The sequence below is a fragment of the Methylobacterium sp. AC315 genome (genome assembly GCF_979253755.1).
The window spans coordinates 210661-237289 of the sequence record NZ_CEEDEA010000006.1 but is presented as its reverse complement, the minus strand read 5'-3'; the positions used below and the strand labels follow the sequence as shown (position 1 = coordinate 237289).

The window sequence follows — 26629 nt, the reverse complement described above, 5'->3', positions numbered from 1 at the left end:
TGCAGAGGGATTACCAGGGCTGGGGCGTAACGAGACCCTGACGGGTCACCACGACCCACTCCCGACCGCGGCGCTCGACACCCTCGACCCGACCGATCCCCGGCAGCATGTCTCCAGGCCCGACTTCGACGATGCGGCGGCGCTTGTTTTCCAGGATCGCCGCCCCGTCGAAGACGTCGCGCACAGCCCAGCCGTCGATCACCGCGGGTTTTTCGGCCGCGACGGATTTCGACTTGGCCTCCGAACCCTTGGCCTCCGAACCCTTGGTCTCCGAGCCTTTGGCCTCCGCGTTCTTGGCATCGATGGCCTTCACCTCGGCGACCTTCGCGTCGGCCGCGCGGGTCTCAGCGAGGCTCCCGGTCTGTGTCGGCTCGGACTTGACGGCCGACGCTGCGACGGACGCGCGGCGCTCCAGTTGCGCGGCGAGATTGGTCATCCGTACGCTCTGTTCGCGCTCCCCCTGCTCGATACGCTCGCTCAGCGCTGCGGACTTGGTGTTCAGATTCTTATCGAGCTGCGCCAAGCGCTCGCCCAGGGCGCTGCTGCGGCTGCCGGCTTCCTTGCGGGCCGTGTCGGTGGCGGCGCGCAGGTCGGCGAGCACCTGATGGAGCTGGGCGATGTCGGCGCCGAGTCGAGCGGTTTCGGTCCGACCGGCATCGACGGTCGTGCTCAGCGCCAGGACGGCGTCGCTCGGCGCGCCGCCGGCGCCGGGGCGCGCGGCGAAGCCGAGGATCAGCCCGAGCGCCAGGGCAGTGCCCGCGATCGCGTAGCGCCGGACCTCTGGACCAGCCAGGGCCGGCATCGCGAATCGCACCGCCGCAGGTGCGGAGACGGGCTCCGGCTTCGGATTCGCTTTGCCCGCCACGACGGCCTTCAGCAGTTCGTCGGGAGAGAGGGCCGGCTTGGCTTCGATCTTCGTCATTGCCCCCAACTCCGTCTTCAAGGTCCGCCTGCAAGCGTTCGTTAAGGACGTTTGTTTACGAAACCCTTACCGGCCGCCTCCGCGTCAGGCCGCGAGCCCGCGCTTTTTCAGGAGCGGAGCGATGCTCGGCATCCGGCCGCGGAAGGCTGTGTAAGCGTCGCGCGGGTCGCGCAGGTTGCCGGCGCCGTACACGAAGGTCCGCAACCGCTTTGCCGTCTCCGGGTCGAAGATGTCGCCGGCCTCCTTGAAGGCATCGAAGGCGTCGGCATCTAGCACCTCGGACCAGAGATAGCTGTAGTACCCGGCCGCGTAGCCATCCCCCGAGAAGATGTGGGCGAAGTGCGGCGTCCGATGCCGCATGCTGATCTCGGCCGGCATGCCGATCCGCTGCAGGGCATCCGCTTCGAAGGCCGGCACGTCGAGGCCGGATTCGCCCCCCGCCGAGAGGTGGAGCGTCATGTCGACGATCGCCGAGGCGGTATACTCGATGGTCGCGAAACCCTGGTTGAAGGCGCGTGCCGCCAGGAGCTTGCGCAACAGTGCGTCGGGCATCGGCTCGCCGGTGCGGTGGTGCCGGGCATGGGCCTTGAGCACCTCGGGCTGCTCCAGCCAATGCTCGTAGAGCTGCGACGGCAATTCAACGAAGTCGCGCGACACAGACGTCCCGGAGAGCAGCGGGTAGGTCACATCCGACAGGAGCCCGTGCAGGGCGTGGCCGAACTCGTGGAACAGCGTGCGGGCGTCGTCGAAGGACAGGAGCGCGCTCTCGCCGGCGGGCGCCTTGGCGAAGTTCATCACGTTGACGATCACCGGCGTGACGGTACCGGTCAGGCGCTCCTGAGAGCGGAACGCACTCATCCAGGCGCCGGAGCGCTTGGAGGACCGGGCGAAGTAATCGCCCAGGAACAGCCCGACCTCGGACCCGTCCGGGTTGCCGACCCGCCAGACCCGCACATCCGGATGATAGCGCGGCACGTCGGACAACGCCTCGAAGGTCAACCCGAACAACCGCGACGCCGTATCGAAGGCTGCCTGGATCATCCGGTCGAGGGGCAGGTAGGCCTTCACCTCGCTCTCATCGAGGTCGTGCTCGGCCCGCCTCAGCTTCTCGGTGTAGTGGCGCCAATCGTGCGCCTGGAGCGCAAAATTGTGGCCCTCCTGCCGGACGATCGCCTGAAGCCGCTCGCGCTCGTCGCCCGCCCGCGCCCGGGCCGGCGCCCAGACATCGCGCAGCAGCTCCATGGCGGCGTCGGGGCTCGCCGCCATCGTGTCGTCGAGCTTGAAATGCGCGAAGCTGTCGAAGCCGAGCAGTCGGGCGTGCTCGGCGCGCAAGCCCACCATCTCCACGATGATGGCGCGGTTGTCGGTGGCGCCGCCGTTCTCGCCGCGCCGGGTCCAGGCCGCGTAGGCCTTTTCGCGTAGGTCGCGACGGGTGGAGAACACCAGGAACGGCTCTATCAGCGAGCGCGAGAGGGTGATGACGTGACCATCCAGCCCGCGCTCCCGGGCCGCGCTTTCGGCGGCGGCGCGCAGGAACGGCGGCAGGCCGGCCAGGTCGTCCTCGCTGGAGAGCGGCAGGGTGAAGCTGCTCTCGTCGGCGAGCAGGTTCTGGCTGAACTGGGTGCCGAGTTCCGACATCCGGGCGGCGATCTCGGCGATGCGTGCCTTATCGTCCGGTCCGAGTTCGGCGCCGGCGCGACGGAAGCGGATACGGTAGCGCTCGAGCACCCGGCGCTCCTCCGGCCCGAGCCCCTCCGCCTCGGCGTCGACCGCCGAGATGCGGGCCCAGAGCTGCGGGTTGAGATAGATGGCGCTGCCGTGCCGGGCGAGCTTCGGGCCGATCGCCCGCTCGATCGCCTGCAGGTCCGTGTTCGTGTGGCTGCCGGTCAGGTTGTAGAAGACGCCGGCGACCCGCTCGAGGGCCTGGCCGGCCCGCTCCATCGCCGCGACGGTGTTGGCGAAGGTGGCGGGCGCCGTGTCGGCCGCGATGCCCTGGATCTCGGCATCGTGGGCGGCGAGCGCGGCATCGAAGGCCGGCATGTAATGCGCAGCCTGGATGCGCTCGAACGGCGGCAACCCATAGGGCGTGCTCCACTGCGCGTCGCGGAAGGGATTGTCCTGCGGCAGGCTCGGAAGCCCGGCATCAGCTACGTCCGCCATTCGGTCCTCGGTGGTGCGTCGGACGGACCATGCCTTCGGTCCGCCCCGTCAGGCCGCAAGATGGGGTTCGCGGCCGCGTCCCGGAAGACAGAGGCCCGATAGGCGGCCCCGTCAACAGGGTCGGATCGATCCGAATGCGGTTCCGTTCGTTTCCTCCCGTCCCACGCCCACGCTTCGAGGTCCCATGCCGCTCCTCCGACCGACGACTCTTCTGGCGCGCGGCGTCCTCGCGCTGGGCTTGTGGGCGCCCGCTGCCCTCCCCGGTGCGGCGGCCGAGGCGCCCGCCACACTCCCGGTTCCGCCGCCGCTCCCGCCGGAACGGCCGGACGCGCTGAAGCCCGCACAGCCGGCGGAGCAGAAATCCGCGTCGACACCCGAGGCCGCAAAGCCGACGCCACCGGCCCGTCCTGCCGAGCTGACGCCGCCGAAGGACGCCGCCGCGGAGCCTCAGAAGCCCGAGATCCCGACACCGCCGCCGACACCGCCGGAGCGACCGCCGGAACTGTCCGGCGAGGCGGCGCTGGCCCTCAAGGTCGCGCCGCCGGACGACACCGCCTGCCGGGTGCGGCTCAAGCGCCTCGGCGTGGAGTTCGAACCGCTGCCGCCCATCGCCGAGGGCCAGTGCACCGCACCGCTACCCTTGAAGGTGACCAAGCTCGCCGATGGCATCGCGCTGCCGGGGGGGGCGACGCTGACATGCCAGGTCGCGGAATCCTTCGCGCGCTGGGCGACGGAAGTTCAGGTCGCGGCCGACCGCACGCTCAAGCATCCGCTCACCGGGCTCGAACTCGGCGGCACCTATGTCTGCCGGGGACAGAACCACGATGTCGACGCCAAGCTCAGCGATCACGCCTTCGCGGCCGCCGTGGACGTGATGGGCTTCGCCTTCGCGGGTCGCGCGAGCATCCCGGTCAAGGCGATGCCGGCGGGGTCCGAGGAGGCGGACTTCCTGGCCTCCGTCCGCGGGAAAGCCTGCGGGTTCTTCCGCACCGTTCTGGGCCCCGGCACCAACGCGGCCCACGCCAACCACTTCCACTTCGACGAGCGCGAGCGCAATGCCGGCCACCGGCTGTGCGAGTAATGGAGTGGTGTCGGTTCGGCGCGGAACGTTCCCGCACCCTCGAAGCTTGTGCGACCGGAGCGTGTCCGCTCCCGGGGAATATGACGTCGATGATGCGGAGACCTTCGCTGCCGGTTTGCGCGGCTCTGCTGGCAATCGGCGTCGCCGCGCCGGGTCACGCTGCCCCGTCCGACAAGGCGCCCGCGCTGACAGCGGAGGCGATCAACGGCGCCACCTTCAAGGCACCCAATGCCGACAAGCCGGACGAGAAGTCGGACAAATCCAGGACGGCCAACAAGAAGGCGCGCGCCGGAAAGACATCCGATGCCAAGCCCGACCCGCTGATCGTCAAGGCGCAAGTGCTTCTGGATCGGGCCCGGTTCTATCCAGGCGCCATCGACGGCTTGAAGGGCGAGAACTACCAGCATGCCCTTTCGGCCTTCGCGGCGGCGCAGGGCCTACCCGCGACCCAGGACATGACGCGGGAACTCTGGGACAAGCTTCAGGCCACGAGCGACAAGCCGGTGGTGTCCGACTACGCGGTCACCGATGCGGATGCCTCGGGGCCCTACGTCGAGAAAATCCCGCCGAAGATGGAGGCGCAGGCTGACCTCGAGGAACTGGGCTACACCAATCCGCGGGAGATGCTGGCCGAGCGCTTCCATATGAGCCGCGACCTCGTCAGCGCGCTCAATCCGGACAAGCCGCTCGACAAGGCCGGCACATCGCTCACGGTGGCGGCTGTCGAGCCGATGGGTACCGACAAGCCGAAGGCGAAAGACTTGCCGCACGAGCCGAAGGTCGACCGGATCGAGGTGGACAAGGCGAGCCGCGACGTGCGCGCCTTCGGGGCGGACGGCAAGCTTTTGGCCTTCTACCCGGCTTCCATCGGGAGTTCCGAGAAGCCTGCGCCCAGCGGCGAGACCAAGGTCAAGGGCGTCGCGTTCGACCCGGACTACACTTACAATCCGAAATACGCGTTCAAGGGCGTCAAGACAAACCGTAAGTTCTCGATCAAGCCGGGACCGAACAATCCGGTCGGCCTCGTCTGGATTGACCTCGCGATCCCGAGCTACGGCATCCACGGGACGCCCGAGCCCGAGAAGGTCGGGAAGACCGAGTCCCACGGGTGCATCCGACTCACCAATTGGAACGCCCGCGACCTCGCGGCGCACGTCTCCCGGGGCGCGAAGGTCGTGTTCAAGGACGATTGATGCGACTTGCGAATTGCCCTCCAAGGCCGGCCGTGCCGGAGGGCGACAAAAATGTATCGTGAGTTAACATCGCGGCCACCATTGATGCCGGAACGACCCGCGAACGCTTGACACGTCCGGTATTCCAGGCGACGCCACGGCTGGTCTCGCGGACCGTCCGGCGCGCTGCCTCGGCGCTTCCAAGCGCTGCTCCTGCGGCTCGCGAGGCGACACCAACCGCACGGCAAGATCCCCGGCGACGGGGGCGATCGAAGGGAAGACGGCCCGGCGTGACTGCTGACCCCAACGATGACGTCCTGAACGGCGTCCGCGTCCTCGTCGTCGAAGACGAGGCTGCGATCTCGATGCTGCTCGAGGACATGCTGCTCGACTTCGGCTGCGCCGTGGTCGGCCCTGCCGCACGCCTGTCGACCGCCCTCGAAATGGCCGCTCAGGAAACGTTCGAGATCGCGATTCTCGACGTGAACGTGGCCGGCGAACCGATTTACCCGGTGGCCGAAGCGATCGTGCAGCGCGACCTGCCCCTGGTGTTCTCCACGGGCTACGGTGGTGCCGGCATCCGCGAGCCATTCCGCGACAGGCCCGTGGTGCAGAAGCCGTTCAGTCAGGCCGACCTCAAGCGGACGCTGATCAGCGCGATCCGGGCCGCCCGCGGCTGACCGGTCGAATCGTCCGGTCATTGGCCTGCCGCGTTTCGGCGCCCGATGATGGGACCCGAAAAGCCGACTGCCTCACAACCCTTCGATGGTGAAGACGCTCGGCACGTGCACTGGCCACGCACCGTCGCCGACGAAGACGGCGTCGGCCCGAAGCGTCATCCCAGCGCACCAGGGATTGCGGCCGACCCACGCCCGCACCGCGCGGGAGAAGCGCCGACGCTTCGCGGCGTCGATCGCCGTTCGGGCATCGTCCAGCCGGGACCGAGCTTTGACCTCCACGAACACGATGGTGCGTGGACGCCGGACGATCAGGTCGATCTCGCCCCCGGCGAAGCTCACCCGTCGGCCGATCGGCCAGTAGCCTTTGGCCAGCAACGCCGCCATCGCCAGCCACTCGGCCCGGTGACCGCGCAGATAGGCGGCGCGGCGCTGCAAGATGCGATCCGGCACGGCTCGTCTCAGTCCTGGCTGTCCCGGGCCAGCGCCAGCGCCCGGGTGTAGATGGCGCGGCGTGGTTGCCCGGTCTCGTCCGCGACAAGGCTCGCTGCGTCCTTGATCGAGTGCCGCTCAAGGGCGGTGCGGATCAGCTCGTCCAGGGCGGCGTCACCCTCGGCCGTGCGCTCCGGCGCCGTCGCCGCGCCGATGATCACGACGATCTCTCCCTTAGGCGCGCCCTCCTGGCCGAACCGCTCGCTCAACGAGCCCAGCGTGTCCCGGCGGATCGTCTCGTAGAACTTGGTCAGTTCCCGGGTCACCGCGGCAGGACGGTCGGCGCCGAGCACGGATGCGGCGTCGGCGAGCATCTCCGGCAGGCGATGCGGCGACTCGAACAGGACCAGCGTGCCCGGGACCTGGATCAGGGCTTCGAGGCGGTTGCGCCGGGCCCCGGCCTTCTGGGGCAGGAACCCCTCGAAGAAGAACCGGTCGGTGGGCAGCCCCGCGGCCACCAGCGCAGTCATGACCGCGGAGGGCCCGGGCACGGGCGTGATCGCGACCTCGGCCTCGATCGCCGCCTGTACGAGCTTATATCCGGGATCCGACACGAGCGGCGTCCCGGCATCCGAGACCAGGGCCAGGGCCTCGCCGGCCCGGAGCCGGGCCACCATCCGGTCGCGCACGGCCTCGTTCGAGTGCTCGTGATAGGCGAGCAACGGGGTCGTGATCCCGTAATGCGCCAAGAGCGTCCGGGTCACCCTCGTATCCTCGGCCAGCACGGCGTCGGCCGCCGCCAGGGTCGCGAGCGCCCGGATGGTGATGTCGCGCAGGTTGCCGATCGGCGTCGCCACGATGTGCAGACCCGGCGCCAACGGCTCCGTCTCGCTGGCGAGGCCGAAGGCCGTGAACGTGGTGTTCCGCGGGCGGTCCGCACCGGGCCTCTGGGACGGGGGTGTGGAAGTGGGTTTGGTTGAGATCGCTGGCCCCGGGGCATCGAATCGACGGTTCATCGCGGGTGATCTTGCCACAGTGCCGGCCCCGCGTCGCGGCTGCACGTCGAGTCCGGGGGCAAGTCGGTGGCGGCGCGTTTACATTTGAAAAATGCCCGGTCAGGTTGTTCGAACCTGCCCGAAGGAGACCGCCATGGCGCGTCCGAAGTGTGGGCGGAACCGTCTCGTGCGGGTCACCGCCCTGACCGTTGCACTCAGTGCCTTGGCGCTGGGTGGCTGCGTCGGCGGATTCGGGGACGGACGCGCGGCCCGGCGCGGCGGGCAGCCCCGGGCCGAACTGTCGCCGCCGGCCGACGTGCCGCAGGGCGGTGCCCCATCGGTCGCGGCGGACCGGAACGCTGCCCCCCTCACCCCGGCGGCGGCCGGCGGCAACCGCATCGGCTCGGGAACCGTGAAGGTCGCGCTAGTCCTGCCTTTGACCGGCACCGGAGTGGCCGTCGGGACGGCCATGCGCAACGCCGCGCAGCTCGCCTTCGACGAGGCCCAGCAACCGGACCTGACGATCCTGATCGAGGACGACCGCGGCAGTTCGGACGGCGCCAGGGAGGCGACTCAGGAGGCCCTGAAGGAGGGCGCCGACATCGTGCTCGGTCCCGTTTTCGCCGCCAACGTCCAGGCCGCCGCCGTACCCGCCCGGGCCGCCGGCAAACCGGTGATCGGATTTTCGACGGATGCCTCCGTGGCCGCCCGGGGGATCTATCTTCTCAGCTTCCTGCCGCAGCCCGAGGTCGACCGGATCGTCGACGAGTCGGTCGCCGACGGCCGGCGCTCCTTCGCGGCTTTGATCCCGGAGACCGCCTACGGCAACGCCGTCGAGGCCGAGTTCCGTGAGGCGGTCGCCCGCAAGGGGGCCCGGGTCGCGGCGGTCGAACGCTATCCGTCGGGGGCCCCCGGGCCGGCGGTGGAGCGGCTGGCGCGCGTCATCACGGGGGCCGGCGCGACGGCCGATACGCTGTTCATCCCGGATACCGCAGAGGCGATGCCGGCGGTGGCGGCGGCGCTGACCAAGGCCGGCTACAACCCGGCCCGGGTCAGGCCGGTCGGCACGGCACTCTGGAACGAGCCGTCGCTCTACGCGCTGCCCGCGCTCCAGGGCGGGCGGTTCGCCTCGCCCGACCGAAGCGGCTTCTCCAGTTTCAGCGGTCGCTACCAGGCCCGGTTCGGTGCCGTGCCGCCGCGGGTCGCCTCCCTCGCGTACGACGCCGTGATGCTGTCGGCGGCGCTGAACCGGCAATACGGATCGCAACGATTCGCCGAGACGACGCTGACCAACGCCTCTGGCTTCTCTGGAACGGACGGCACCTTCCGGTTTCGGCCAGAGGGGCTCAGCGAGCGGGCGCTGGCGGTCTACGAGATCCGCAACAATGCCGCGACCGTGGTCAGCCCGGCACCGCGCGTCCTGGCCAAGCCCGGGACTTGATGATCGAGCCCGTCAGGCCGCGAGTTCGGCCACCAGGGCGTTGAGCACCGGCGCACCGCGGGGCGTGGCAGCGATTCGGCCGCCCGGCAGGCGATGGAGCAGGCCGTCGCCGACCAGCATGCCGATCCGGTTGCTGTTAAGCGGCCGGCCCTTCAGGGCGGCGTAGCGCTCGGGATCGATCCCCTCAGTCAGCCGCAGGCCCATTACGAGGAACTCGTCGGCCTGGTCTGCCGCCGCCAGGGTCTCGGTCTCGACGATCCCGTGGCCGTCGCGCTCGACGCGGGCGAGCCACGCTTCCGGGTTGCGTTCGGTGACGGTGCCGATCCGCCCGGCCGGCGTGACAAGGCGCCCATGGGCCCCCGGCCCGATGCCGGCATATTCGCCGTAGCGCCAGTAGAGCAGGTTGTGGCGGGATTCCGCGCCCGGCCGGGCATGGTTGGAGATCTCGTAGGACGGCAGGCCCGCCTGCCCGCAGACCTCCTGGGTCACGTCGTAGAGGATCCGGCCCACCTCGTCGTCGGGCGTCACCAGCTTGCCGGCGGCGGCGAGGCCGTGGAACGGCGTGCCCGGCTCGATGGTGAGCTGGTAGAGCGACAGGTGTTCGGCGGCGCGGGTGAGCGCCTCGTTCAGCTCGGCCCGCCACAGGGCGGGGGTCTGGTCGGGGCGTGCGTAGATCAGATCGAACGAGGTCCGGTCGAACACCGCCTGCGCGATGCCGATCGCCGCGAAGGCGTCCTCGGCGTTGTGCAGCCGCCCGAGCTTCCTCAACGACGCGTCGTCCAGCGCCTGCACGCCGAGCGACACCCGGTTCACCCCGGCGGTCCGGTAGCCGCGGAAGCGGCTGGCCTCGACGCTCGACGGGTTGGCCTCCAGGGTGATTTCGATATCCGAGGCCATCGCCCAGTGCGCCGCCACCGCGTCGAGCAGGCCCGCCACCGTCGCGGGATCCATCAGCGACGGCGTACCGCCGCCGAGGAAGATGCTGGTGACGGTGCGGCCCGGGGTACGGGCGGCGCTGTGGGCGATCTCCGCCCGGAATGCGTCGAGGTAGCGCGCCTGATCCACGCCCGCATGCCGGACGTGGCTGTTGAAGTCGCAATATGGGCACTTCGCGGCGCAGAAGGGCCAGTGCAGGTAGATGCCGAAGCCCGCGTCGCGGGTCGGATGGTCCGGGCCGGTCGAAGTCATGATCGCCGGGATGTGCGCGTGCCAGCGCGGTTTGGCAATCAGGCCGCCGGCGCCAGGCAGGCGCGGCTCAACAACACGAAGGCCCGGGCGCGGTGCGACAGCCCCTCCCCCTTCTGCCAATCGACACCGTGCTTCTCCTCGGCGCTCATCTCGCCGAAGGTCCGGGCATGGCCGTCCGGCTGGAAGATCGGATCGTAGCCGAAGCCGGCATCGCCCCGCGGCGGAACGAGCGTGCCGAACACACGGCCCTCGAAAAGCTCGGTATGGCCGTCCGGCCAGGCGAGCACGAGCGCGGAGACGAAATGCGCCGTCCGGTCGCTCGCGTCGCGCTGTTCCAGCTCCGAGACGATGCGTGCCATCGCGCCGGAAAAGTCCTTGGTCGGACCGGCCCAGCGCGCGGAGAAGATGCCCGGCGCGCCGTCCAGTGCATCGACGCAGAGGCCGGAATCGTCCGCGAAGGCGGGCAGTCCGGTCGCCTTCGCGGCGGCATGCGCCTTGATGGCGGCGTTCTCGGAGAACATCGTGCCGGTCTCGTCAGGCTCGGGCAGCCCCAGCTCGCCGGCCGAGACCGCCTCGATCCCGAACGGTGCCAGCAGCTCGCGCATCTCGGTGAGCTTGCCCGCGTTGTGGGTGGCGATCACCACCTTGCCGGTCAGCCTGCGGCTCACGCGATCGTCTCCTTCTGGAGCGCCACCAGCCGGTCGGTGCCGGCGCGGGCCAGCCGCAGCAATTCGAGGAGCTGGGCCTCGGAGAACGGCTCCATCTCGGCGGTGCCCTGCACCTCGACGATGCCGCCCTTGCCGGTCAGCACGAAGTTCGCGTCGGTCTCGGCCGCCGAATCCTCGGCGTAGTCGAGGTCGAGCACCGGTGTGCCCTTGTACAGGCCGCAAGACACGGCCGCGACGTGGTCGCGCAGCGGGTCCACCGAGATGATCGAGCGGGTGCGCATCCAGGCGAAGCAATCGTAGAGCGCCACCCAGGCACCGGTTATCGCCGCGGTCCGGGTGCCGCCATCGGCCTGGATCACGTCGCAATCGACGGTGATCTGGCGCTCTCCCATTGCGGGCAGGTTGGTGACCGCGCGGAGTGACCGGCCGATGAGCCGCTGGATCTCCTGCGTGCGGCCCGACGGCTTGCCCGAATTGATCTCGCGCCGGGTCCGGTCATGCGTCGCGCGCGGCAGCATCGCATACTCGGCGGTGACCCAGCCCTTGCCGGAGCCGCGCAGCCACGGGGGACCGCGCTCTTCGAGGGAGGCGGTGCAGAGCACGCGGGTGTTGCCGAAGCTGACCAGGCAGGAGCCCTCGGCGTAGCGCGAGACCGCGCGCTCCAGGGTGACCGGCCGCAGCTCGTCGGCGGCGCGCTTCGAAGGCCTCATCGCGGGCCCTTTCTGATGAGAGAGTGAGGGCCGGGCTCTTAGGCCGCGGAGCCTGCGCGGGCAAGCATCGCCGTACGGATTGATCCCTGGACACCGGGCGGACATGATCGCACGACAGGATGACCGCGTGACCGATTCCAACAGCCTCTTTCCGCAAGACCCCTCAATGCAGGCGCTCGCCGCCCTCAACGAGCGCGCCCGCGAGATCTTCCGGCAGATCGTCGAGAGCTATCTCACGACCGGCGAGCCGGTGGGGTCGCGCAACCTGGCGCGCATCCTCCCGATGGCGCTGTCGCCGGCCTCGATCCGCAACGTCATGGCGGACCTGGAGCATTCCGGCCTGATCTTCGCGCCGCACACCTCGGCCGGCCGGCTGCCGACCGAGCTCGGGCTGCGGTTCTTCGTGGATGCCATGCTCGAACTCGGCGATGTCGGCCAGGAGGAGCAGACCCGGATCGAGGCGGAGATGCGCGCCGCCGCCTCTGGCCACACCTTCGATTCGGCGCTGGCCGCAGCCTCGACCATGCTGTCGGGCATCTCGCGCGGCGCTGGCGTGGTTCTGACCACGAAGGCGAACGTCCACCTCAAGCACATCGAGTTCGTCCGCCTCGATCCGGCCCGCGCCCTCGTGGTGCTGGTCTCCGACGACGGCTCGGTGGAGAACCGGCTGGTCGACCTGCCGCCGGGTCTGCCAGCCGGCGCGCTCCAGGAGGCCACGAACTTCCTCAATGCCCGGCTGCAGGGCCGCACCCTCGGCACGCTGCGCGCCGAGATCGAGGCTGGCCGCAAGGCGATGAAGCGCGAGTTGGACGCGCTGACCGAGCGCTTGGTCGATGCAGGCCTCGCGACGCCGGTGGGCCCGAGCGAAGCCCGGCAACTGATCGTGCGCGGTCAAGCGAACCTGCTCGACGACCTGCGCGCCGTCGAGGACCTCGAGCGCATCCGCCTGCTGTTCAACGATCTCGAGACCCAGAAGGACGTCATCGACCTCCTGGCCCGCGCCGAGGGCGGCGAGGGCGTGCGGATCTTCATCGGCTCGGAGAACAAGCTGTTCTCGCTCTCGGGCTCGTCGCTGATCGCCGCGCCGTTCCGCGACGGGTCGCAGAAGATCGTCGGCGTCGTCGGCGTGATCGGGCCCACGCGGCTGAACTACGCCCGTATCGTCCCGATGGTCGATTACACCGCCCGGGTGGTCTCGAAGCTGCTCGACGGCAGCCGCTGACAGCCGCCCGTCGGGCCGCGCTCAAGCGGCCCGGACGGTGTGCAGGAAGTCTGCAACCTCGCGAGACAGCTGCGCCGATTGCCGCGAGAGCGCGGAGGCCGCGTCGAGCACCTGATGGGCGGCCGTGCCGGTCTGCTCCGAGGCCGCGGCGACGCCGGTGATGTTCGTGGTGACCTCGTCTGTCCCGCTCGCCGCCTGGCTGACGTTGCGCACGATCTCCTGGGTCGCCGCGCCCTGCTGCTCCACCGCGGCCGCTACCGCGCCTGTGACGCGGTTGATGTCGCGGATGCGCGTCATGATCCCGCCGATCGCCTGCGTGGCCTGATCGGTCGATCCTTGGATCCGACCGATCAGGCCGGTGATCTCTTCGGTGACGCGTCCGGTCTGGGCAGCCAGTTCCTTCACCTCGGACGCAACGACGGCGAAGCCCCGTCCGGCCTCGCCCGCGCGCGCGGCCTCGATCGTCGCGTTCAGGGCGAGGAGATTGGTCTGGGCCGCGATGCTGGAGATCAGCCCGACCGCGTCGCCGATCTTCGAGACCGCCTGGGCCAGGTCCTGCACCAGATGGCCGGTCTGGTCCGCCTCGCCGACCGCCGCTTGCGCCAGGGTGGTCGAGCCCTCCACCTGCCCGGCAATCTCCCGGACGCTGGTGCCGAGTTGCTCCGCTGCGGCCGCGACCGTGCGGACGTTGGTGGCCGCCTCCTCGGCGGCGGCCGCGACGCTGGTCGATTGCGCCGCAGCCTGGGTCGCGCTCGCCGTCAGGGTCTGGGCCGTGGCCTCAAGCTCGGTGGCCGAGGACGAGACCATGCCGACGATCGCCCCGACGGCCTGCTCGAAGCCATCGGCCAGCGCATTCATCGCGCGCCTGCGCTCGGATTCGGCGGCCTCGTCCGCCCCGCGCTTCGCCTCGGCCTGGTCGCGCGCCCGCTGCGCCACCAGCGCCTTGATGCCCTCGACCGCTTGGCCGACCAGGCCGATCTCGTCGCCGCGCCGAGCCTCGGCGATCTCGGTATCGAGCGCGCCCTGGCTCATGCGCTGCAGGACGCCAACCAAGCGATTGAGCGGACGCGAGACGGTGAGCGTCATCAGCCGGCCGACGACGAGGCCGAGCACGAGCAGGACCAGAAGGGTGGCCACTGCCAGCTCCTTCGCCAACAGCGTGGTCGAAGCCAGCGCCTCGGCGCTGTCGACCGAGAGCGCGATGTACCAGTCGAGCGATGGCGGCAGGTTCGGGACGCGGGCGAAGGCGGTGAAGGTCGGCCGGCCGCCCTCCTGGGTCTCGGCAAGGTCGCCGCCGATCTTCGGCAGCGGCCCCGCGATCAAGTCCGACAGCGGTTTGCCGATCAGCTCCGCGCGCGGATGGGCCAGCACCGTTCCACCGCGCGACACCAAATAGGCGTAGCTTTTGCCGCCCGCGCCGACCTCGGCGATCATCCGGGTCAGGGCGGCGCTGTCGAAGTCGCCTCCGATCACGCCGAGGACCGCCTGGTTCTTACCGAAGACAGGCCCCGCCGCAGTGATCGTGACGGCGTTGGTTCCGGCGTCGAGATAGGGCTCGGTCAAGACAGCTTGCCCCGCCGCCAAGGCATCCTTGTACCACGGACGCTCACGCGGGTCGTAGCCGGAGGGCAGCTCGGACTTGGGCACCATTGTGTAAAAGCCGTCCGGACGGCCGATATACGCACTGAAGAAGAGGTTGCGCGCCATCGGCAGACCGAGGACGTCGTTCGCCTCCGGCCCGATTCCGGCAAGCGCGATCTGCTGCGCCATGAGCTGTGTCACGTCGAGCTTGCCGCGCAACCAGTTTCCGACACTCCGCGCCGATGCGACGCTCAGGCTCGCCATGTTTGCGTTGAGGTTAGCCCGTAGGGCGGAGGATTGCGTGGCGTAGAGATAGGCAGAACTTGCGCCGAAGGCGGCACAGACCACGCTCAGGATCAGGAGCATGGCGCGGCCGGAGACTCCAAGGCGCGGTCGCCAGCCGCGCGCAGGTCCGACCGCGTTGAATTTCTGTCCCGACATGCCCTGCCCTCGTCAGCCGCTAATCGATCGATCACCCCCGCAGGACCTGCACCCGTAAATCGACACCGATACTTGTTGTCGATCACTGGAATGCTGTCCGCGGACACTGAACGCTCGATCTTCATCGAAGCGTCTCAGCTGCTGGTTCAGAAGCATCAACCGTGCCGACCGCTTCGCTATTCTTCACAGCTTTCGGTCATCTTGCAATCTCTTGCTGCGCATCAAGGTGAGTGTCAGGGCTTTCTTGAATCTCTCATCAAAATGCTGCCCGCCGGGATCCGTGCCCCCGGCGGAGCAGGTGTTTGTCGGTCATGCTTGCGCGCGGGGCGAAGCGACCATCCCGCACATCATGCAGGGATCACGTCGACGATCTCATAAGTATCGGGATCGATGATCACGATGTCGTCGCGCACCAGGATGAAGTCATATCCCTCGTATTCCGGCACGATCTCGATGATCGCGGGCGGAAGCCGGTGGAGCCTGACGGAGCGCGGGATCGCGGTTCCGACCGCGAGGCCGAACGCGACGTCCCGCAGCGGCGAGACACCGAGCCGGGTGATCGAGCCGCGGAACTCGGTGCGCTGACGGGTGTCGAGACGGCCCACCGCACCGCGGGCCGAACCGCCGCCGCGACCGCCCCGCACGCCGTCGCGCCCGCCACGATCGCCGCGCTCACCTGCAGCCCCTCGATCGCCGCGCTGGTTGGGGCCTGTCTCGTCGCGGCCGCCGCGGTCACCGCGCTGGCCTGGGCCGGTCTCGTCACGACCGCCGCGCTGTTCGACCGGGCCGCCGTCGCGGCCACCCCTTTCTGCAGCGTCGGGAGTGCCGCCCGGGCCGTTCCGATCTGCGCCGCCGCTGCGCTCGCCGGCACCCCCGGCCTGTCCCGACCGCCCGGGCGCGTCTGCACCGCGCGAGGCCGGACCGCCCGACTCGCCCCCCCGTGCTCCACCGTCCGAACCGCCGCGCATCCCGCCGCCTTCGGCTCCACCCGCTCCACCGCGCATGCCGCCGCCGGCACCGCCCGGTCCGGCTCCGCCACCCGCTCCAGCGCCGCCGCCCGCCGCCGGTCCACCACCACCGCCCGGGCCGCCGCCAGCGCCGCCGGGGCCTCCCTGCGCAAACGCCGTCGCCGCGCCGGCGATGAGGATGGCGGCCGCCACCGTGTCCCTGAAGATCCGCGCCATGGCCTGTCGTCCCGTTGTGGTTGTGGTGCCTTCGGCACCCGTGCCGGGCCGCAACGGGGTCCCGCGCAAAACCGTTCCGTGCCGGTCAGCGATCCAGGGCGAAGACAAATGACACTGTCGGCCGCTGTCCCGGCCAAAGTCCGATCACGGACTTGCGATCACGGTCGTCGCCTGTAACGTCGCCGCCATCGAAGAATAGGCCGACTGTTACCGGCCGATGAACCACAAGACGGAAACGCCATGTCCGCCCTGAGGGACGATACGATCGGTATCGCACCGAGTGCCGCCGACGACGCCGCCGACCGCAAGCGTCGGATCTGGGCGATCGTCGGTTCGTCCTCAGGTAATCTGGTCGAGTGGTACGACTTCTATTGCTACGCGTTCTTCGCGCTCTACTTCGCGCCGGCTTTCTTCCCCAAGGGCGATTCGACCAGCCAGCTCCTCCAGACCGCCGGCATTTTCGCGGTGGGCTTCTTCATGCGCCCCGTGGGCGGCTGGCTGTTCGGGCGCATCGCCGACCGGGTCGGGCGGCGGACCTCGATGGTCGTCTCGGTGCTGATGATGTGCTTCGGCTCGCTGCTGATCGGCATATTGCCGACCTACGAACATGTCGGCACGCTGGCCCCCGTCCTGCTGCTGCTTGCACGCATGCTTCAGGGCCTGTCGGTGGGCGGCGAATACGGCACCTCGGCGACCTACATGAGCGAGGTCGCGATCAAGGGGAAGCGCGGGTTCTTCGCCTCGTTCCAGTACGTCACGCTGATCGGCGGCCAGCTGCTCGCGTCGCTGGTCTTGGTGCTGCTCCAGACGGTGATGACCGCCCCGGAGCTGACCGCCTGGGGCTGGCGCATCCCGTTCTTCATCGGCGCCGGGTTGGCCGTGGTGGCGCTGTACCTCCGCCGCTCGCTCGCCGAGACCAAGGAAGCCGGCGACAAGGAGACCGCCGGTACCTTCGCCGAGCTGTTCAAGCACTGGCGGGCGTTCTGCGTCGTCCTGGCCTACACGGCCGGCGGCTCCCTGAGCTTCTACACGTTCACCACTTACATGCAGAAGTACCTGGTCAACACCGCCGGCATGCCGAAGACCTCCGCGTCGCAGGTGATGACCTGCGTGCTGTTCGTGTACATGGCGATCCAACCGCTGTTCGGCGCGTTGTCCGACAGGATCGGTCGCAAGGCGAACATGCTGCTCTATAGCGGCCTCGGCACGCTCATGGTGGTGCCGCTGATGACCGCTCTCGGGACCAACAAGGATCCCTACCTGGCCTTCGCCCTGATCACCCTCGGCCTGTCGGTGGTGTCGTTCTACACCGGCATCAGCGGCATCGTGAAAGCCGAGCTGTTCCCCACCAACGTGCGCGCCCTTGGCGTCGGCCTGTCCTACGCGCTGGCCAACGCCATGTTCGGCGGCACCGCCGAGTTCGTCGCCCTGTGGTTCAAGGACGCCGGCATGGAGAGCACGTTCTTCTGGTACGTGACCGTGCTGATGGCGGTGGCGTTCGTGGGTTCGCTGATCATGCCGAACCCCAAGGTGCACGGCTATCTCGACGGTGCCGGCACCGTGGAAGAGGCGCTCGGCAAGAAGCGCCGGTTCGCCCACGCCTGAACCCGGCGGGCCGACGACAACGACGAGGCGGCCGGCCCGTACGCCCGATGACTGGCCTCCCGCCGATCGCGTGACACGAAAGCGGGAGGACACGATGCTGAAAATCGCCGTCACGGGCGCCCTGGCGCTGCTCTGTTTCGGGGCCGCTCAGGGCGCTCGGTCCGAGGAAGCCGGGCCCTTCAAGCCGACCCGACCCGCCGGCTACTTCTTCGTCGGTGGCCGCTACGAGACCGCGAACAACCGGACGACCGCCCACGGGCAGATGTTCGTCGCGTATCGCGCACCGGAGCGGGTCACGCAGCCCTATCCGGTGGTGATGGTTCACGGCACGGCGCAGACCGGGACCAACTTCCTCGGGACGCCCGACGGACGGTCCGGCTGGGCCGACCGCTTCGCCGCCAAGGGGTTTGCGGTCTACGTTGTCGATCAGGTCGGGCGGGGCCGCTCGGGCGGCGATGCGGAGACGTACGGACCCTACGCCCGTCTGCCCGCCGAGGACCTGGAGACCGTGTTCACGGGCCAGGAACGCTCCGGGCTCTACCCGCAGGCGAAGCTGCATACCCAATGGCCGGGCGGGCCGGGCCTGCGCGGCAACGCGGCTTTCGACGCGTTCTACCGCTCTCAGGTGCCCTACATCGCGAGCGCCCTGAAGAGCGAGGAACTGGTCGATCCGGCGCTGATCGCGCTCCTCGAAAAGATCGGGCCGGCGATCGTGCTAACCCATTCGCAGGCCGGCGTTTTCGGCTGGGCGGTCGCCGACCAGCGGCCCGACCTCGTCAAGGCCCATGTCGCCGTCGAGCCGAACGGGCCGACCTTCTTCGACGTCCGGTTCAAAGGCGGCACCGACTGGTACGAGCGGGTCGGGGACGCCCGGGCCCGCCCCTACGGCATCACCCGCGTGCCGCTGCATTTCGAGCCGCCGGTGAGTGGCCCGACGGACCTGACCGTGGTCCAGGCCGAGCGCGCGGCCGGGCCGGACAAGATCCGCTGCTGGTTGCAGGCGGAGCCCGCCCGCGCCCTGCCGAACCTCGCCAAGGTGCCCGCGGTGATCGTCACCGCGGAGGCCTCGTTCCGGGCGACCATGGACGATTGCACGGCGGCCTTCCTCACGCAGGCGGGCGCCAAGCCGGACCGGCTGGCGCTGGCCGAGCACGGGATCCACGGCAACGGCCACATGATGATGCTGGAATCGAACAGCGATCAGGTGGCGGACGCGATCGTCGGGTGGATCGAGGGCCGGCTCGGCGCCGGCGATCCCCGGCCTTAACGCCCTGCTTACCCTCTGCCGCGAGGGTACGGCCCGTCATACGACGAGGCTTTGCATGACCGACATGACCGACACCGTGGGCGTCGCGGGCGACCGCATCCGCTCGATCATCGAGCGCGTGGAACGGCTGGAGGAGGAGATCAAGGACTTGATGGAGGCGAAGAAGGAGATCTTCGCCGAGGCCAAGGGCGAAGGCCTGGACGTTAAGATCCTCAAGGAGATCCTGAAGATCCGCAAGCAGGACAAGGACGAGCGCGACGAGCACGAGACGCTGCTCGACGTCTACCTGCGCGCCATGGACGCGCCGGCCCCGGCCCCGATCAAGGCGGCCGCCTGACGCGACCAAATGGGGCGGCGCTCGGGCGCCGTCCCGCCCTCAGACGACCGGCTCGGCCGCGAGATAGGCGGCGATGTTGCGCCGGACGCGGTCGAGCGGCACGTCGTCCGACTTGGGGAGCGTAAAGCGCGCACCGGTGATCGTCTCGTAGGCCCGGATGTAGACCGCAGCGGTTTCCAGCACGATCTCGGCCGGGATCTCGGGGATCGGGTCCTTATACGGATCGCATCGGGCCACGACCCAGTTGCGCACGAAATCCTTGTCGAAGCTCTCCGGGGCGGTCCCCGCTTCGAAGCGCTCGGGGTAGCTCTGCGCGAACCAGTAGCGGCTGCTGTCCGGGGTGTGGATCTCGTCGGCGAGCACGATGCGCCCCTCCGGATCGGTGCCGAACTCGTACTTCGTGTCGGCCAGGATCAGCCCGCGCTCGGCCGCCAGTTCCTGGCCGCGGGCGAACAGCGCCAGGGCCGCTTCGGAGACGGTCCGCCATTGCTCCGGGGTGAGCAGGTTGCGCTCCAGGATCTCGGCTTCCGTCAGCGGCTCGTCGTGGCCCCCGTCGAACGCCTTGGTGGTGGGCGTGATAATGGGCTTCCCCAGGCGCTCGTTCGGCCGCATGCCGTCCTGGAAGCGATGCCCGTACATCTCCCGCTCGCCGGCCCTGTAACGCGTGAGCACCGAGGTCGAGGTCGTACCCGCGAGATAGCCGCGTACCACCACCTCGACGGGCAGGATCTCCAGGCGGCGGCCGACCACGACGTTCGGGTCCGGGTAGGCCAGGACGTGGTTCGGGCAGAGGTCGGCCGTGCGCTCGAACCAGTAGCGCGCGGTCTGGGTCAGCACCTGACCCTTGAACGGGATCGCGGCGAGCGCCCGGTCGAAAGCGCTGATCCGGTCCGAGGTGATCAGGATGCGCCGTCCGTCAGGGAGGTCGTAATTGTCCCGCACCTTGCCGCGGTAATGGTTCGGCAATTCGGGCAGCGTCGCCTCGCGCAGGACCTGGTGGGCATGCGGGGCGAGATCTGCCGTGTTCATCGGACCGTTCCCTCAGGCTGCACGGCGACGCCGCCGCATCGCGTGTGTGCGCGGACAGCCGCGAGATTTCCAGCCCCCCGGGGCCCTTCGCAGTGGGCCGGCCTGCCCCGAGCGAGCGATCAGGCGACCCGTACCGTGTCGAGGAAGCGCGCGACTTCGGCGGCGAGGTGCTCGGATTGCCGCGACAGTTCCGAGGCCGCATTCAGGGCCTGGATTGCCGCGGCGCCTGTGTCCTCGACGGCGTTGGCGACACCGGCGATGTTGGGGGTGACCTCACCCGTGCCCGTCGCCGCTTGACCGACGTTGCGAACGATCCCCCGGTCGACGCACCTTGATGCTCGACTGCCGTGGCGATGCTGATCGCCACGCCGTTGATTTCTTGGATGCGCGCGGTGATCGACCCGAAGGCCGACGCCGCCTGGCCAGTCGGAGCCTGGACCCTGGCGATCTGGCCGGCGATCTCTTCCGTTGCCTTGGCGGTCTGCTCGGCCAAGGCCTTCACCTCGGAGGCTACGACCGAGAAGCCGCGGCCGGCCGCACCGGCACGAGCCGCTTCGATAGTGGCATTGAGCGCAAGCAGGTTAGTCTGCCCGGCGATCGACGAGATCAGCCCGACCACGTCGCCGATCCAGGCTACCGTGGCGCTCAGTTCCTGAACGGAGATTGCGGTCTGCACAGCCTCCGTGACGGCACCCAGCGCGAGCTTGGCCGAGCCGTCGACCTGCTGGCCGATCTCCTGTACCGATGAGCCCAAGACCTCGGATGCAGCCGCCACGTCTCGTTGACGTTGGATGCGGCCTGTTTGGCCGCGGACTGGACGGAGGTCTGCGCGGCCATGGCCGACATCGCGCCGATCTCCTTTTTCGTCTCGGTATCGGCCGGTGTGGGGAAATAGGCTGACCGCCTCCGCGACACCGCGCCGGCATCCGAGGTGGTCCGCCAGAAACGCTCCTGAGCGCCTAATCCCGATCCAACATGGATGCACATCCGCATGATCCCTGGGTCGAGACGTCGCGCATAGAATCCGGCTGCTCGTCCGTTGGTCGCCAGCGACCTCGGAGCGCACGGCGCATTTCGACGACATGGCGTGTTGTCCACCGGTGAACACCAGTCACCCGCCTATGGTCGAGGCCATAGGCTGCTGCTATGCCGTCCCCGGATCAGCCCTCGAACGCGAGCGCTGAGGGCTGCGAGACTGGATACGCTCGCCAGCCGGTGGGGGTATGATGACGGGAGCTCTCGACCAGACCAATCGCCATCCCTTCATCCGTCGTATCGAGAGCATCGCCCTCTTCACCTTGACGGATGACGAGCGGGCCGCGCTGAACGCCGTGCCCATGCAGATTGCGCAGTTCGAGGCCTATCAGGATATCGTGCGGGAGGGTGACGAGCCGGGGCGCTGCTTCGCCTTGCTCGAGGGTATCGCCTGCACCTACAAATCCACGCAGGGCGGCAAGCGTCAGGTGATGGCCTATCATGTCGCGGGTGATATCCCCGACATGCAGAGCTTGCACCTGAAGGTCCTCGACATCAGCATCGCCGCCGTCGGCCCGAGCAAGGTCGGCTTCGTCCAGCACGAGGCGGTTCGCGCGCTGCTGCGAGCGTTCCCGCGCCTCGGCGACGCGCTGTGGCGGGCGACACTGATCGACGCCGCCCTCGTCCGTGAGTGGATGCTCAATACCGGACGCCGGGAGGCTTTCGCGCGCATGGCCCACCTGTTCTGCGAATTGATCACCCGTCTGGGCGTCGTCGGCCTCGCCCCCGATCTCACCTGCGACCTGCCGATGACGCAGCCGGAATTGGCGGACGCCCTGGGGATCACGCCGGTCCATGTGAACCGCACCATCCGCGACCTGAAGGCCGCCGGATTAATCACGTTGCGCAGCCGGCGCCTTACGGTTCACGATTGGGATGGTTTGCGGGCCGCTGCGGAGTTCGACCCGACCTACCTTCACATCACCGATCCGGAGCCGGCCTGACGCGTCCGCACGCCTCAGTTCAGCTGCGCGCGGCGAGCCTGCCGCTCCTGATCGGCCAGCCTGCGGCCGAGATCGAGCAGGAGCGCGTCGGCCCGCGCCCGCAGGGCCGGATCCTGCAGCTCGCAGATCGCGCGATGCGCCGCCATGGCGAAGTCCGCCGCGCGCTCCAGTGGCGTCTCCGCCTCATGGTGATCAAGCGCGCTGAGTGCCCCGGCGGCACGCTCCCCGCTCCGCACATCGGTGATGTCGACGATGATCCCGTGGCCGCTGATAGGCCTTCCCCGGTGATCGGCTAGGAATCTGCCACGGCCGAGCACCCACCGGGTGACGCCGTCCGCCGAACGGACCCGGTATTCGATGACATAGAGATCACCGTCACGGACGCGCCGACGGAGAAGGGCCAGCACCCTATCCCGATCTTCCGGATGGATACCCGCCGAAAACGCCGCTGCCGGAAGCCCCGCCTCAGCCGCCTCCGGATCGACATTGAACAGTAGCGCCACGAACATGTCTGCACGGACGCGATTTGAGGCGCCATCCCAGGACCAGCTGCCGGTCACGTCCAGCGCGTCGAGCGTCCCCCGGAAAGGTGTCGAACAAGTCTGGCATTCGAGCGGCTTGAATTTGGGCATCGCAGTATCTGGTTCCGAACCGGAATTTAACCTGGTTTAGTGGAACGGGCCGCAACTTCAATGAGCCAGAATTCGCAAAACCTCAACTTTTGCGTGTTTGTCACCGCTGGAACACAGAACGATTTAATCCCCGATGCAAGGTTTGATTTTCGCATCGGAGACGACGGATCGCTGGTCCGGCCGGCTGCCGCCGGAATGCTCCGCGCCCGCGATACTGCCGCCGTCACCCGGTTCCGATGTTCCGCCGCGCCAGCCGTTCGGACTCGGCCCGCCAGGCATCACGCTCGTCCTGAACCGTCTCGATCCGGGCATGCAGATGGCCCGCGTCGATCGCCGTCTCCATCAACATGTCCTGGGCGGCAGCGAGCTGAGCCCGCAACTCGGCGTTCTCGGTGGCCAGCGCCAGAAGGAGAGCGGCCACGTCATCACCCATTCATGCCCCTCGCCGCGCGCCAGAGCGGGCGGATCTACCCGGGAGCGCGATCGGCTACAACCGTATCCGGCAAACCATCCAGCGGTGTTGCCGACGCCGCGCCCGGTCAGCCCTCGATCACCCGCTCGTCGAGCTTCCGGTCGACGATCTGGACCGTGCGGTCGATCTCTGCATCGGGCATGTCCAGCTGGTGTGAGATCAGCTTCACCAGCAGGTCGACGCGCTCGATGAACGGCGTGCCGTTCGCCACCGCCCGCGCCGCGGAGGACGGCTTGAGCAGGCTCTCCGCGGCCTTGGCGTATTTCTCGAACGGGACCTGGTCCTGCGGGTCCGCGCCGAGCTTGCGCGCAATGGCGTCGACATGCTCGTAGATGGCGCGGGATTTGGCCAGGTCACCGTGCACGGCGTCGCGGATCGATTGCGGCTCCTTCGGGGTGATGCAGCGGTAGTTGCCGGTGAGCAGCATCGACCACTTCGCCAGCGGAACGAACAGCGAATCGAACACTTTGAGCTTCACCGGCACATCGTGGCCGTCGAGGCGGACGGCATCGATATCCGCCTCCAGCTCGCGCAGCAGCCGGTTGTGGGCCTCGTCGGCGAAGGTCGCTGCCTTGAAGTTGGTGGGCAGGCCGACATGGAGCACGTTCGCACCCTCGTCCGGCGGACGGAACGCCTGGGGATCGGGCGAGCAGAGGGACACGAGCCCCGGCTCGAAGCGATCCCAGACGCCGGCATTCGTGAAGGCGTTGTCGAGGTCCATGGCGGCTAGGGCCGGGATCCGCTTGAGATACGGCAGCGGCGGCATGTTCATGATCGACAGGCACGGCAGCTTGGCCGCCGCGATCTTGATCATCAGCACCCGGATCGTGTGGTTGTTGTACTGCGGCTCCTGCATGGCGAGGCCGACGAGGTCGTAGCGCGACGGATCGATGTCTTCCGGCGGCGCGGCGTCGAGGGTGCCGGGCAGGTCGCGCGACAGGATTGCGCGGTGGTTCGGCTCGTCGCGCAGCTTGATGCGGACTTCCGTCCCCTCCTGGTTGATCAGGTCCGCGGTCTTGCGGCGGCACACCAGGGTCACGTTGTGACCGGCCATCAGGAGCTTGGTGCCCAGCAGGGAGCCGTATGAGGCGCCCAGGATCAGGATGTTGCGCGGCATGCTTCCACTCCCAACGTTCGGCTTCGTCTTATCGCGCGACCGGCCCGCTGGCGTACGGGTTGAGGTGGTCTACGGATCGGCTCGAGCCGTGTGGGGAGCAGCGTAGCGAAGCTTGTCTGGAGATGCCACTCCACTGGTATACCAAATAATTTTCAGTGCGATGCACGAAACATTTTCGGTGGGCGAGCGCGCTTGCGGCTTCCCTAAAGGATCGAATCGCGTTGCGCTTGATCGGCAGGAATGCGGAGGCGGGCGATCCGACGTTGCGTACGGGCTCGAACACGCGCGCGAGCGGCGAACGCACTTCGCGGCCAAATACGCCAACGATGCGAAATCGAACGCCGACACTCGTCCCGGCAACCCGGGAGCTGGTCAGTGACTCAAAGACGTCGCGCCCTACGCAGACGGCGTTCAGGGCCACGAAGACTTCTAGTATGAGAAAATGATTACGTCGACACCATCGACCGCTTAGCGGAAGGATGGTGCCCAGGGGCGGGATCGAACCACCGACACTGCGATTTTCAGTCGCATGCTCTACCAACTGAGCTACCTGGGCGTCGTCCGGGCCGCTGTGGGTCTCGGACGCCGCGGGGTATAGTGAGGAGTTCGAGGCCTGTCCAGCCTTGCCGTGACATCGACGTGACGTGGGCGTCGGAAAATTTCAGCCCGCGTCGTCAGCCCTCGTCTTCCGGCTCCGGCGGTGGAGCATCGGGATCGAGTTCCACCGGGATCGTGTAGCGCTCGTTTAGCCAGCGGCCGAGATCGACATCGGCGCAGCGCTGCGAGCAGAACGGCCGGAACGGCTCGGTGGAGGGGCGCCGGCAGATCGGGCAGCGCTCCGGGTTCATCGGCCACGCGCTCATGCCAGGCTCCCCCAGGCGGCGCGGACCGGATAGCCCTCGCCGTCGAGCAAGCTCATCGTCTCGTAGAGCGGCAGGCCGACCACGGCGCTATAGGAGCCGACGAGCTTCACCACGAAGGCGCCGGCCAAGCCCTGGATCGCGTAGCCGCCCGCTTTGCCGCGCCACTCGCCCGAGGCGAGATAGCCCTGGATGTCGCGGCCGGAGAGGCGCTTGAAGCGCACGCGGGTCTCGACGATCCGCTCCCGCCGGCCGTTCGGCGACAGCAGGCAGATCGCCGTAAAGACCCGGTGCGGACGCCCGGACAGCAGGCGCAGGCAATCGGCAGCCTCGTCCGGACTCTCCGCCTTCGGCAGGACGCGTCGCCCAACCGCGACGACCGTGTCGGCCGCGAGCAACCAGGTCGGGACCTTCTGGTCCTGATGGTGCAGGGCGGCTTCCGCGGCGGCGAGCTTGGTGCGGGCGAGGCGTCGGGCCAGTTCGCGCGGCGGCTCGGCCTTGCGCGGCGTCTCGTCGATGTCGGCGGGCAGGAGCGAATCCGGCTCGATGCCGATCTGCTGCAGCAGCGCGAGGCGGCGCGGCGATCCGGAGGCGAGCACGAACCGGGTGGCCGGCCCCTGCGGCGCGCCGATCACTTCAGGTGTGGCGTCCATGGTGTTCCGCTCGTACATTCGGCTTGGAGCGCCCGCCGCCGGGGAGACCGGTCGGTGGCAGGCGCATCACGACAAGGGCATGGTCCGAGAGCGGTACGGGTGGGTCGAGGCCGCGCCGCAGCGCGGATGATCGCGCGAAAGGGTGGCGCGTCCCCATTCCGCCGGGACCGTCTCGATCTCTCACGCCTGATAAGGGATGGGGTCGGGCTTGTGAACCGGACCGATCGGAACCGGTGACGAGACGGCCTTCGTCGTGCGCCGGTGATCGGAGGCGTCCCGGCGCGCGGGGATCACGATCCGCATTGACGCCCTGCGAATACCGGCCGCCGGCATTCGGGATAATGCTCTCCAACACATTGCCCAGTGCCGAAATCAGGACTCACCGCGCCGGGGCATGTGCATGGTCTGGTCCGATGCGGATATCACCCGCCGGCCAAGACATAATTCGAACAGCTCAAGACAAAGTGAAGGTTTAAGGCGACGACGTAACCACGCGTTAACTAAACCCGGCGGAGTGTGCGGGCACCGAAACGGGGTCGAACCGATGCTGAACGCTGATCCGCTTCTGGCACGTCCGAAGCTCGTGAATGCGACGCTGCTCGCCCACACTCTGGATGGGCTGAGGCCACAGGTCAGGTCCTCGGCCGAGATGTGGCGGGTGCTGACGGACCATTACGTGGTGGATCTGGACGACGTCGCAGCCCTGCTCCCGGCGGCCGAACCCGAGACCCAGTGGCTTTCGGCTCGGGACTGAGCCCGATTAAATCCAATTCTTCACGACAGACGAGCGCGGCTGGCACGCCG

General features: G+C 68.7%; 25 protein-coding genes, 1 tRNA gene and 1 pseudogene. 10 read left to right on the top strand and 17 right to left on the bottom strand.

Annotation, left to right across the window (positions count from 1 at the left end):
- Positions 1 to 10 precede the first annotated feature (10 nt).
- Together AC0IY0_RS13285 and AC0IY0_RS13280 are read right to left on the bottom strand one after the other, a co-directional pair.
- On the bottom strand, positions 11 to 922 hold the full coding sequence (locus AC0IY0_RS13285; protein WP_147906948.1) for a hypothetical protein: 912 nt from the start codon (positions 920 to 922) through the stop codon (positions 11 to 13).
- A gap of 84 nt (positions 923 to 1006) precedes the next feature.
- The gene (locus AC0IY0_RS13280; protein WP_471764024.1) at positions 1007 to 3082 is read right to left on the bottom strand and encodes a M3 family metallopeptidase; all 2076 of its coding nucleotides are present in this window, start codon (positions 3080 to 3082) and stop codon (positions 1007 to 1009) included.
- A gap of 184 nt (positions 3083 to 3266) precedes the next feature.
- Here AC0IY0_RS13280 and AC0IY0_RS13275 point away from each other — a divergent pair, with 184 nt between their 5' ends.
- From AC0IY0_RS13275 to AC0IY0_RS13265, 3 genes are all read left to right on the top strand, one after another.
- A complete protein-coding gene (locus AC0IY0_RS13275) occupies positions 3267 to 4163 on the top strand; it encodes an extensin family protein (protein ID WP_147906950.1) in 897 nt (298 codons plus the stop codon).
- Between the two features lie 89 nt (positions 4164 to 4252).
- Positions 4253 to 5356, top strand: a complete 1104-nt coding sequence (locus tag AC0IY0_RS13270) for a L,D-transpeptidase family protein (RefSeq protein ID WP_471764023.1) — start codon at positions 4253 to 4255, stop codon at positions 5354 to 5356.
- A 269-nt stretch (positions 5357 to 5625) separates the two neighbouring features.
- Positions 5626 to 6015 carry a response regulator gene (locus AC0IY0_RS13265; protein ID WP_147906951.1) on the top strand — a complete coding sequence of 130 codons (390 nt, stop codon included), beginning with the start codon at positions 5626 to 5628 and terminating at the stop codon, positions 6013 to 6015.
- A 72-nt stretch (positions 6016 to 6087) separates the two neighbouring features.
- Here AC0IY0_RS13265 and AC0IY0_RS13260 read toward each other — a convergent pair whose 3' ends face one another.
- Both AC0IY0_RS13260 and rsmI read right to left on the bottom strand, forming a co-directional pair.
- Positions 6088 to 6477 carry a YraN family protein gene (locus AC0IY0_RS13260; RefSeq protein WP_471764104.1) on the bottom strand — a complete coding sequence of 130 codons (390 nt, stop codon included), beginning with the start codon at positions 6475 to 6477 and terminating at the stop codon, positions 6088 to 6090.
- Positions 6474 to 7460: a 16S rRNA (cytidine(1402)-2'-O)-methyltransferase gene (gene rsmI, locus AC0IY0_RS13255; RefSeq protein WP_147906953.1), complete on the bottom strand. Its 987-nt coding sequence runs from the start codon at positions 7458 to 7460 to the stop codon at positions 6474 to 6476. The genes AC0IY0_RS13260 and rsmI overlap by 4 nt, the downstream gene beginning before the upstream one ends.
- A 133-nt stretch (positions 7461 to 7593) precedes the next feature.
- Here rsmI and AC0IY0_RS13250 point away from each other — a divergent pair, with 133 nt between their 5' ends.
- A complete protein-coding gene (locus AC0IY0_RS13250) occupies positions 7594 to 8880 on the top strand; it encodes a penicillin-binding protein activator (RefSeq protein ID WP_471764021.1) in 1287 nt (428 codons plus the stop codon).
- Between the two features lie 12 nt (positions 8881 to 8892).
- Here AC0IY0_RS13250 and hemW read toward each other — a convergent pair whose 3' ends face one another.
- From hemW to rph, 3 genes are read right to left on the bottom strand one after another with little or no spacing between them, the layout of a single operon-like run.
- Entirely contained in the window at positions 8893 to 10068 is a 1176-nt protein-coding gene (gene hemW / locus AC0IY0_RS13245; protein ID WP_471764020.1) for a radical SAM family heme chaperone HemW, read from the bottom strand.
- A gap of 38 nt (positions 10069 to 10106) precedes the next feature.
- A complete protein-coding gene (gene rdgB, locus AC0IY0_RS13240) occupies positions 10107 to 10736 on the bottom strand; it encodes an RdgB/HAM1 family non-canonical purine NTP pyrophosphatase (RefSeq protein WP_147906954.1) in 630 nt (209 codons plus the stop codon).
- Positions 10733 to 11446 carry a ribonuclease PH gene (rph, locus tag AC0IY0_RS13235; RefSeq protein WP_147906955.1) on the bottom strand — a complete coding sequence of 238 codons (714 nt, stop codon included), beginning with the start codon at positions 11444 to 11446 and terminating at the stop codon, positions 10733 to 10735. Before rph ends, rdgB begins: the two co-directional genes overlap by 4 nt.
- Before the next feature lie 166 nt (positions 11447 to 11612).
- Between rph and hrcA the strand changes: the two genes are divergently transcribed.
- Positions 11613 to 12668, top strand: a complete 1056-nt coding sequence (hrcA, locus tag AC0IY0_RS13230; RefSeq protein WP_147906967.1) for a heat-inducible transcriptional repressor HrcA — start codon at positions 11613 to 11615, stop codon at positions 12666 to 12668.
- A 21-nt stretch (positions 12669 to 12689) separates the two neighbouring features.
- Here the strand turns inward: hrcA and AC0IY0_RS13225 are convergent, their stop codons facing one another.
- Both AC0IY0_RS13225 and AC0IY0_RS13220 read right to left on the bottom strand, forming a co-directional pair.
- On the bottom strand, positions 12690 to 14690 hold the full coding sequence (locus tag AC0IY0_RS13225) for a methyl-accepting chemotaxis protein (protein ID WP_471764019.1): 2001 nt from the start codon (positions 14688 to 14690) through the stop codon (positions 12690 to 12692).
- 347 nt (positions 14691 to 15037) lie between these two features.
- Positions 15038 to 15874, bottom strand: a complete 837-nt coding sequence (locus AC0IY0_RS13220) for a DUF1236 domain-containing protein (RefSeq protein ID WP_147937552.1) — start codon at positions 15872 to 15874, stop codon at positions 15038 to 15040.
- Between the two features lie 240 nt (positions 15875 to 16114).
- Here AC0IY0_RS13220 and AC0IY0_RS13215 point away from each other — a divergent pair, with 240 nt between their 5' ends.
- From AC0IY0_RS13215 to AC0IY0_RS13205, 3 genes are all read left to right on the top strand, one after another.
- Positions 16115 to 17479, top strand: a complete 1365-nt coding sequence (locus tag AC0IY0_RS13215) for an MFS family transporter (RefSeq protein WP_147906858.1) — start codon at positions 16115 to 16117, stop codon at positions 17477 to 17479.
- Between the two features lie 94 nt (positions 17480 to 17573).
- The gene (locus AC0IY0_RS13210; protein WP_147937554.1) at positions 17574 to 18746 is read left to right on the top strand and encodes an alpha/beta hydrolase; all 1173 of its coding nucleotides are present in this window, start codon (positions 17574 to 17576) and stop codon (positions 18744 to 18746) included.
- A 55-nt stretch (positions 18747 to 18801) separates the two neighbouring features.
- Entirely contained in the window at positions 18802 to 19083 is a 282-nt protein-coding gene (locus tag AC0IY0_RS13205) for a DUF2312 domain-containing protein (protein ID WP_050734557.1), read from the top strand.
- Between the two features lie 39 nt (positions 19084 to 19122).
- Here AC0IY0_RS13205 and AC0IY0_RS13200 read toward each other — a convergent pair whose 3' ends face one another.
- Together AC0IY0_RS13200 and AC0IY0_RS13195 are read right to left on the bottom strand one after the other, a co-directional pair.
- Positions 19123 to 20112, bottom strand: coding sequence for a phosphoribosylaminoimidazolesuccinocarboxamide synthase (locus AC0IY0_RS13200; RefSeq protein WP_147937555.1), 990 nt, complete (start codon positions 20110 to 20112; stop codon positions 19123 to 19125).
- A gap of 119 nt (positions 20113 to 20231) precedes the next feature.
- Positions 20232 to 20964, bottom strand: a pseudogene (locus AC0IY0_RS13195) (methyl-accepting chemotaxis protein); the annotation flags it as partial.
- 374 nt (positions 20965 to 21338) lie between these two features.
- Here AC0IY0_RS13195 and AC0IY0_RS13190 point away from each other — a divergent pair.
- A complete protein-coding gene (locus tag AC0IY0_RS13190; RefSeq protein WP_147906867.1) occupies positions 21339 to 22091 on the top strand; it encodes a Crp/Fnr family transcriptional regulator in 753 nt (250 codons plus the stop codon).
- A 14-nt stretch (positions 22092 to 22105) separates the two neighbouring features.
- On the opposite strand, the gene AC0IY0_RS13185 is transcribed toward AC0IY0_RS13190, so the two are convergent.
- The 6 genes from AC0IY0_RS13185 to AC0IY0_RS13160 form a co-directional block, all read right to left on the bottom strand.
- On the bottom strand, positions 22106 to 22723 hold the full coding sequence (locus AC0IY0_RS13185) for a PAS domain-containing protein (RefSeq protein WP_419830581.1): 618 nt from the start codon (positions 22721 to 22723) through the stop codon (positions 22106 to 22108).
- A 223-nt stretch (positions 22724 to 22946) separates the two neighbouring features.
- Positions 22947 to 23156 (bottom strand): hypothetical protein, encoded by a 210-nt coding sequence (locus tag AC0IY0_RS13180; RefSeq protein WP_147906854.1) that lies wholly within the window; start codon positions 23154 to 23156, stop codon positions 22947 to 22949.
- A gap of 106 nt (positions 23157 to 23262) precedes the next feature.
- Positions 23263 to 24312, bottom strand: a complete 1050-nt coding sequence (locus tag AC0IY0_RS13175) for a ketopantoate reductase family protein (RefSeq protein WP_147937560.1) — start codon at positions 24310 to 24312, stop codon at positions 23263 to 23265.
- A 480-nt stretch (positions 24313 to 24792) separates the two neighbouring features.
- Positions 24793 to 24868 (bottom strand) — tRNA-Phe (locus AC0IY0_RS13170).
- A gap of 118 nt (positions 24869 to 24986) precedes the next feature.
- Positions 24987 to 25175 (bottom strand): DNA gyrase inhibitor YacG, encoded by a 189-nt coding sequence (locus AC0IY0_RS13165; protein WP_419830582.1) that lies wholly within the window; start codon positions 25173 to 25175, stop codon positions 24987 to 24989.
- Positions 25172 to 25825: a Maf-like protein gene (locus AC0IY0_RS13160; protein ID WP_147906852.1), complete on the bottom strand. Its 654-nt coding sequence runs from the start codon at positions 25823 to 25825 to the stop codon at positions 25172 to 25174. The genes AC0IY0_RS13165 and AC0IY0_RS13160 overlap by 4 nt, the downstream gene beginning before the upstream one ends.
- A 544-nt stretch (positions 25826 to 26369) precedes the next feature.
- Between AC0IY0_RS13160 and AC0IY0_RS13155 the strand changes: the two genes are divergently transcribed.
- Positions 26370 to 26579, top strand: coding sequence for a hypothetical protein (locus tag AC0IY0_RS13155; RefSeq protein ID WP_147853130.1), 210 nt, complete (start codon positions 26370 to 26372; stop codon positions 26577 to 26579).
- Positions 26580 to 26629 lie beyond the last annotated feature (50 nt).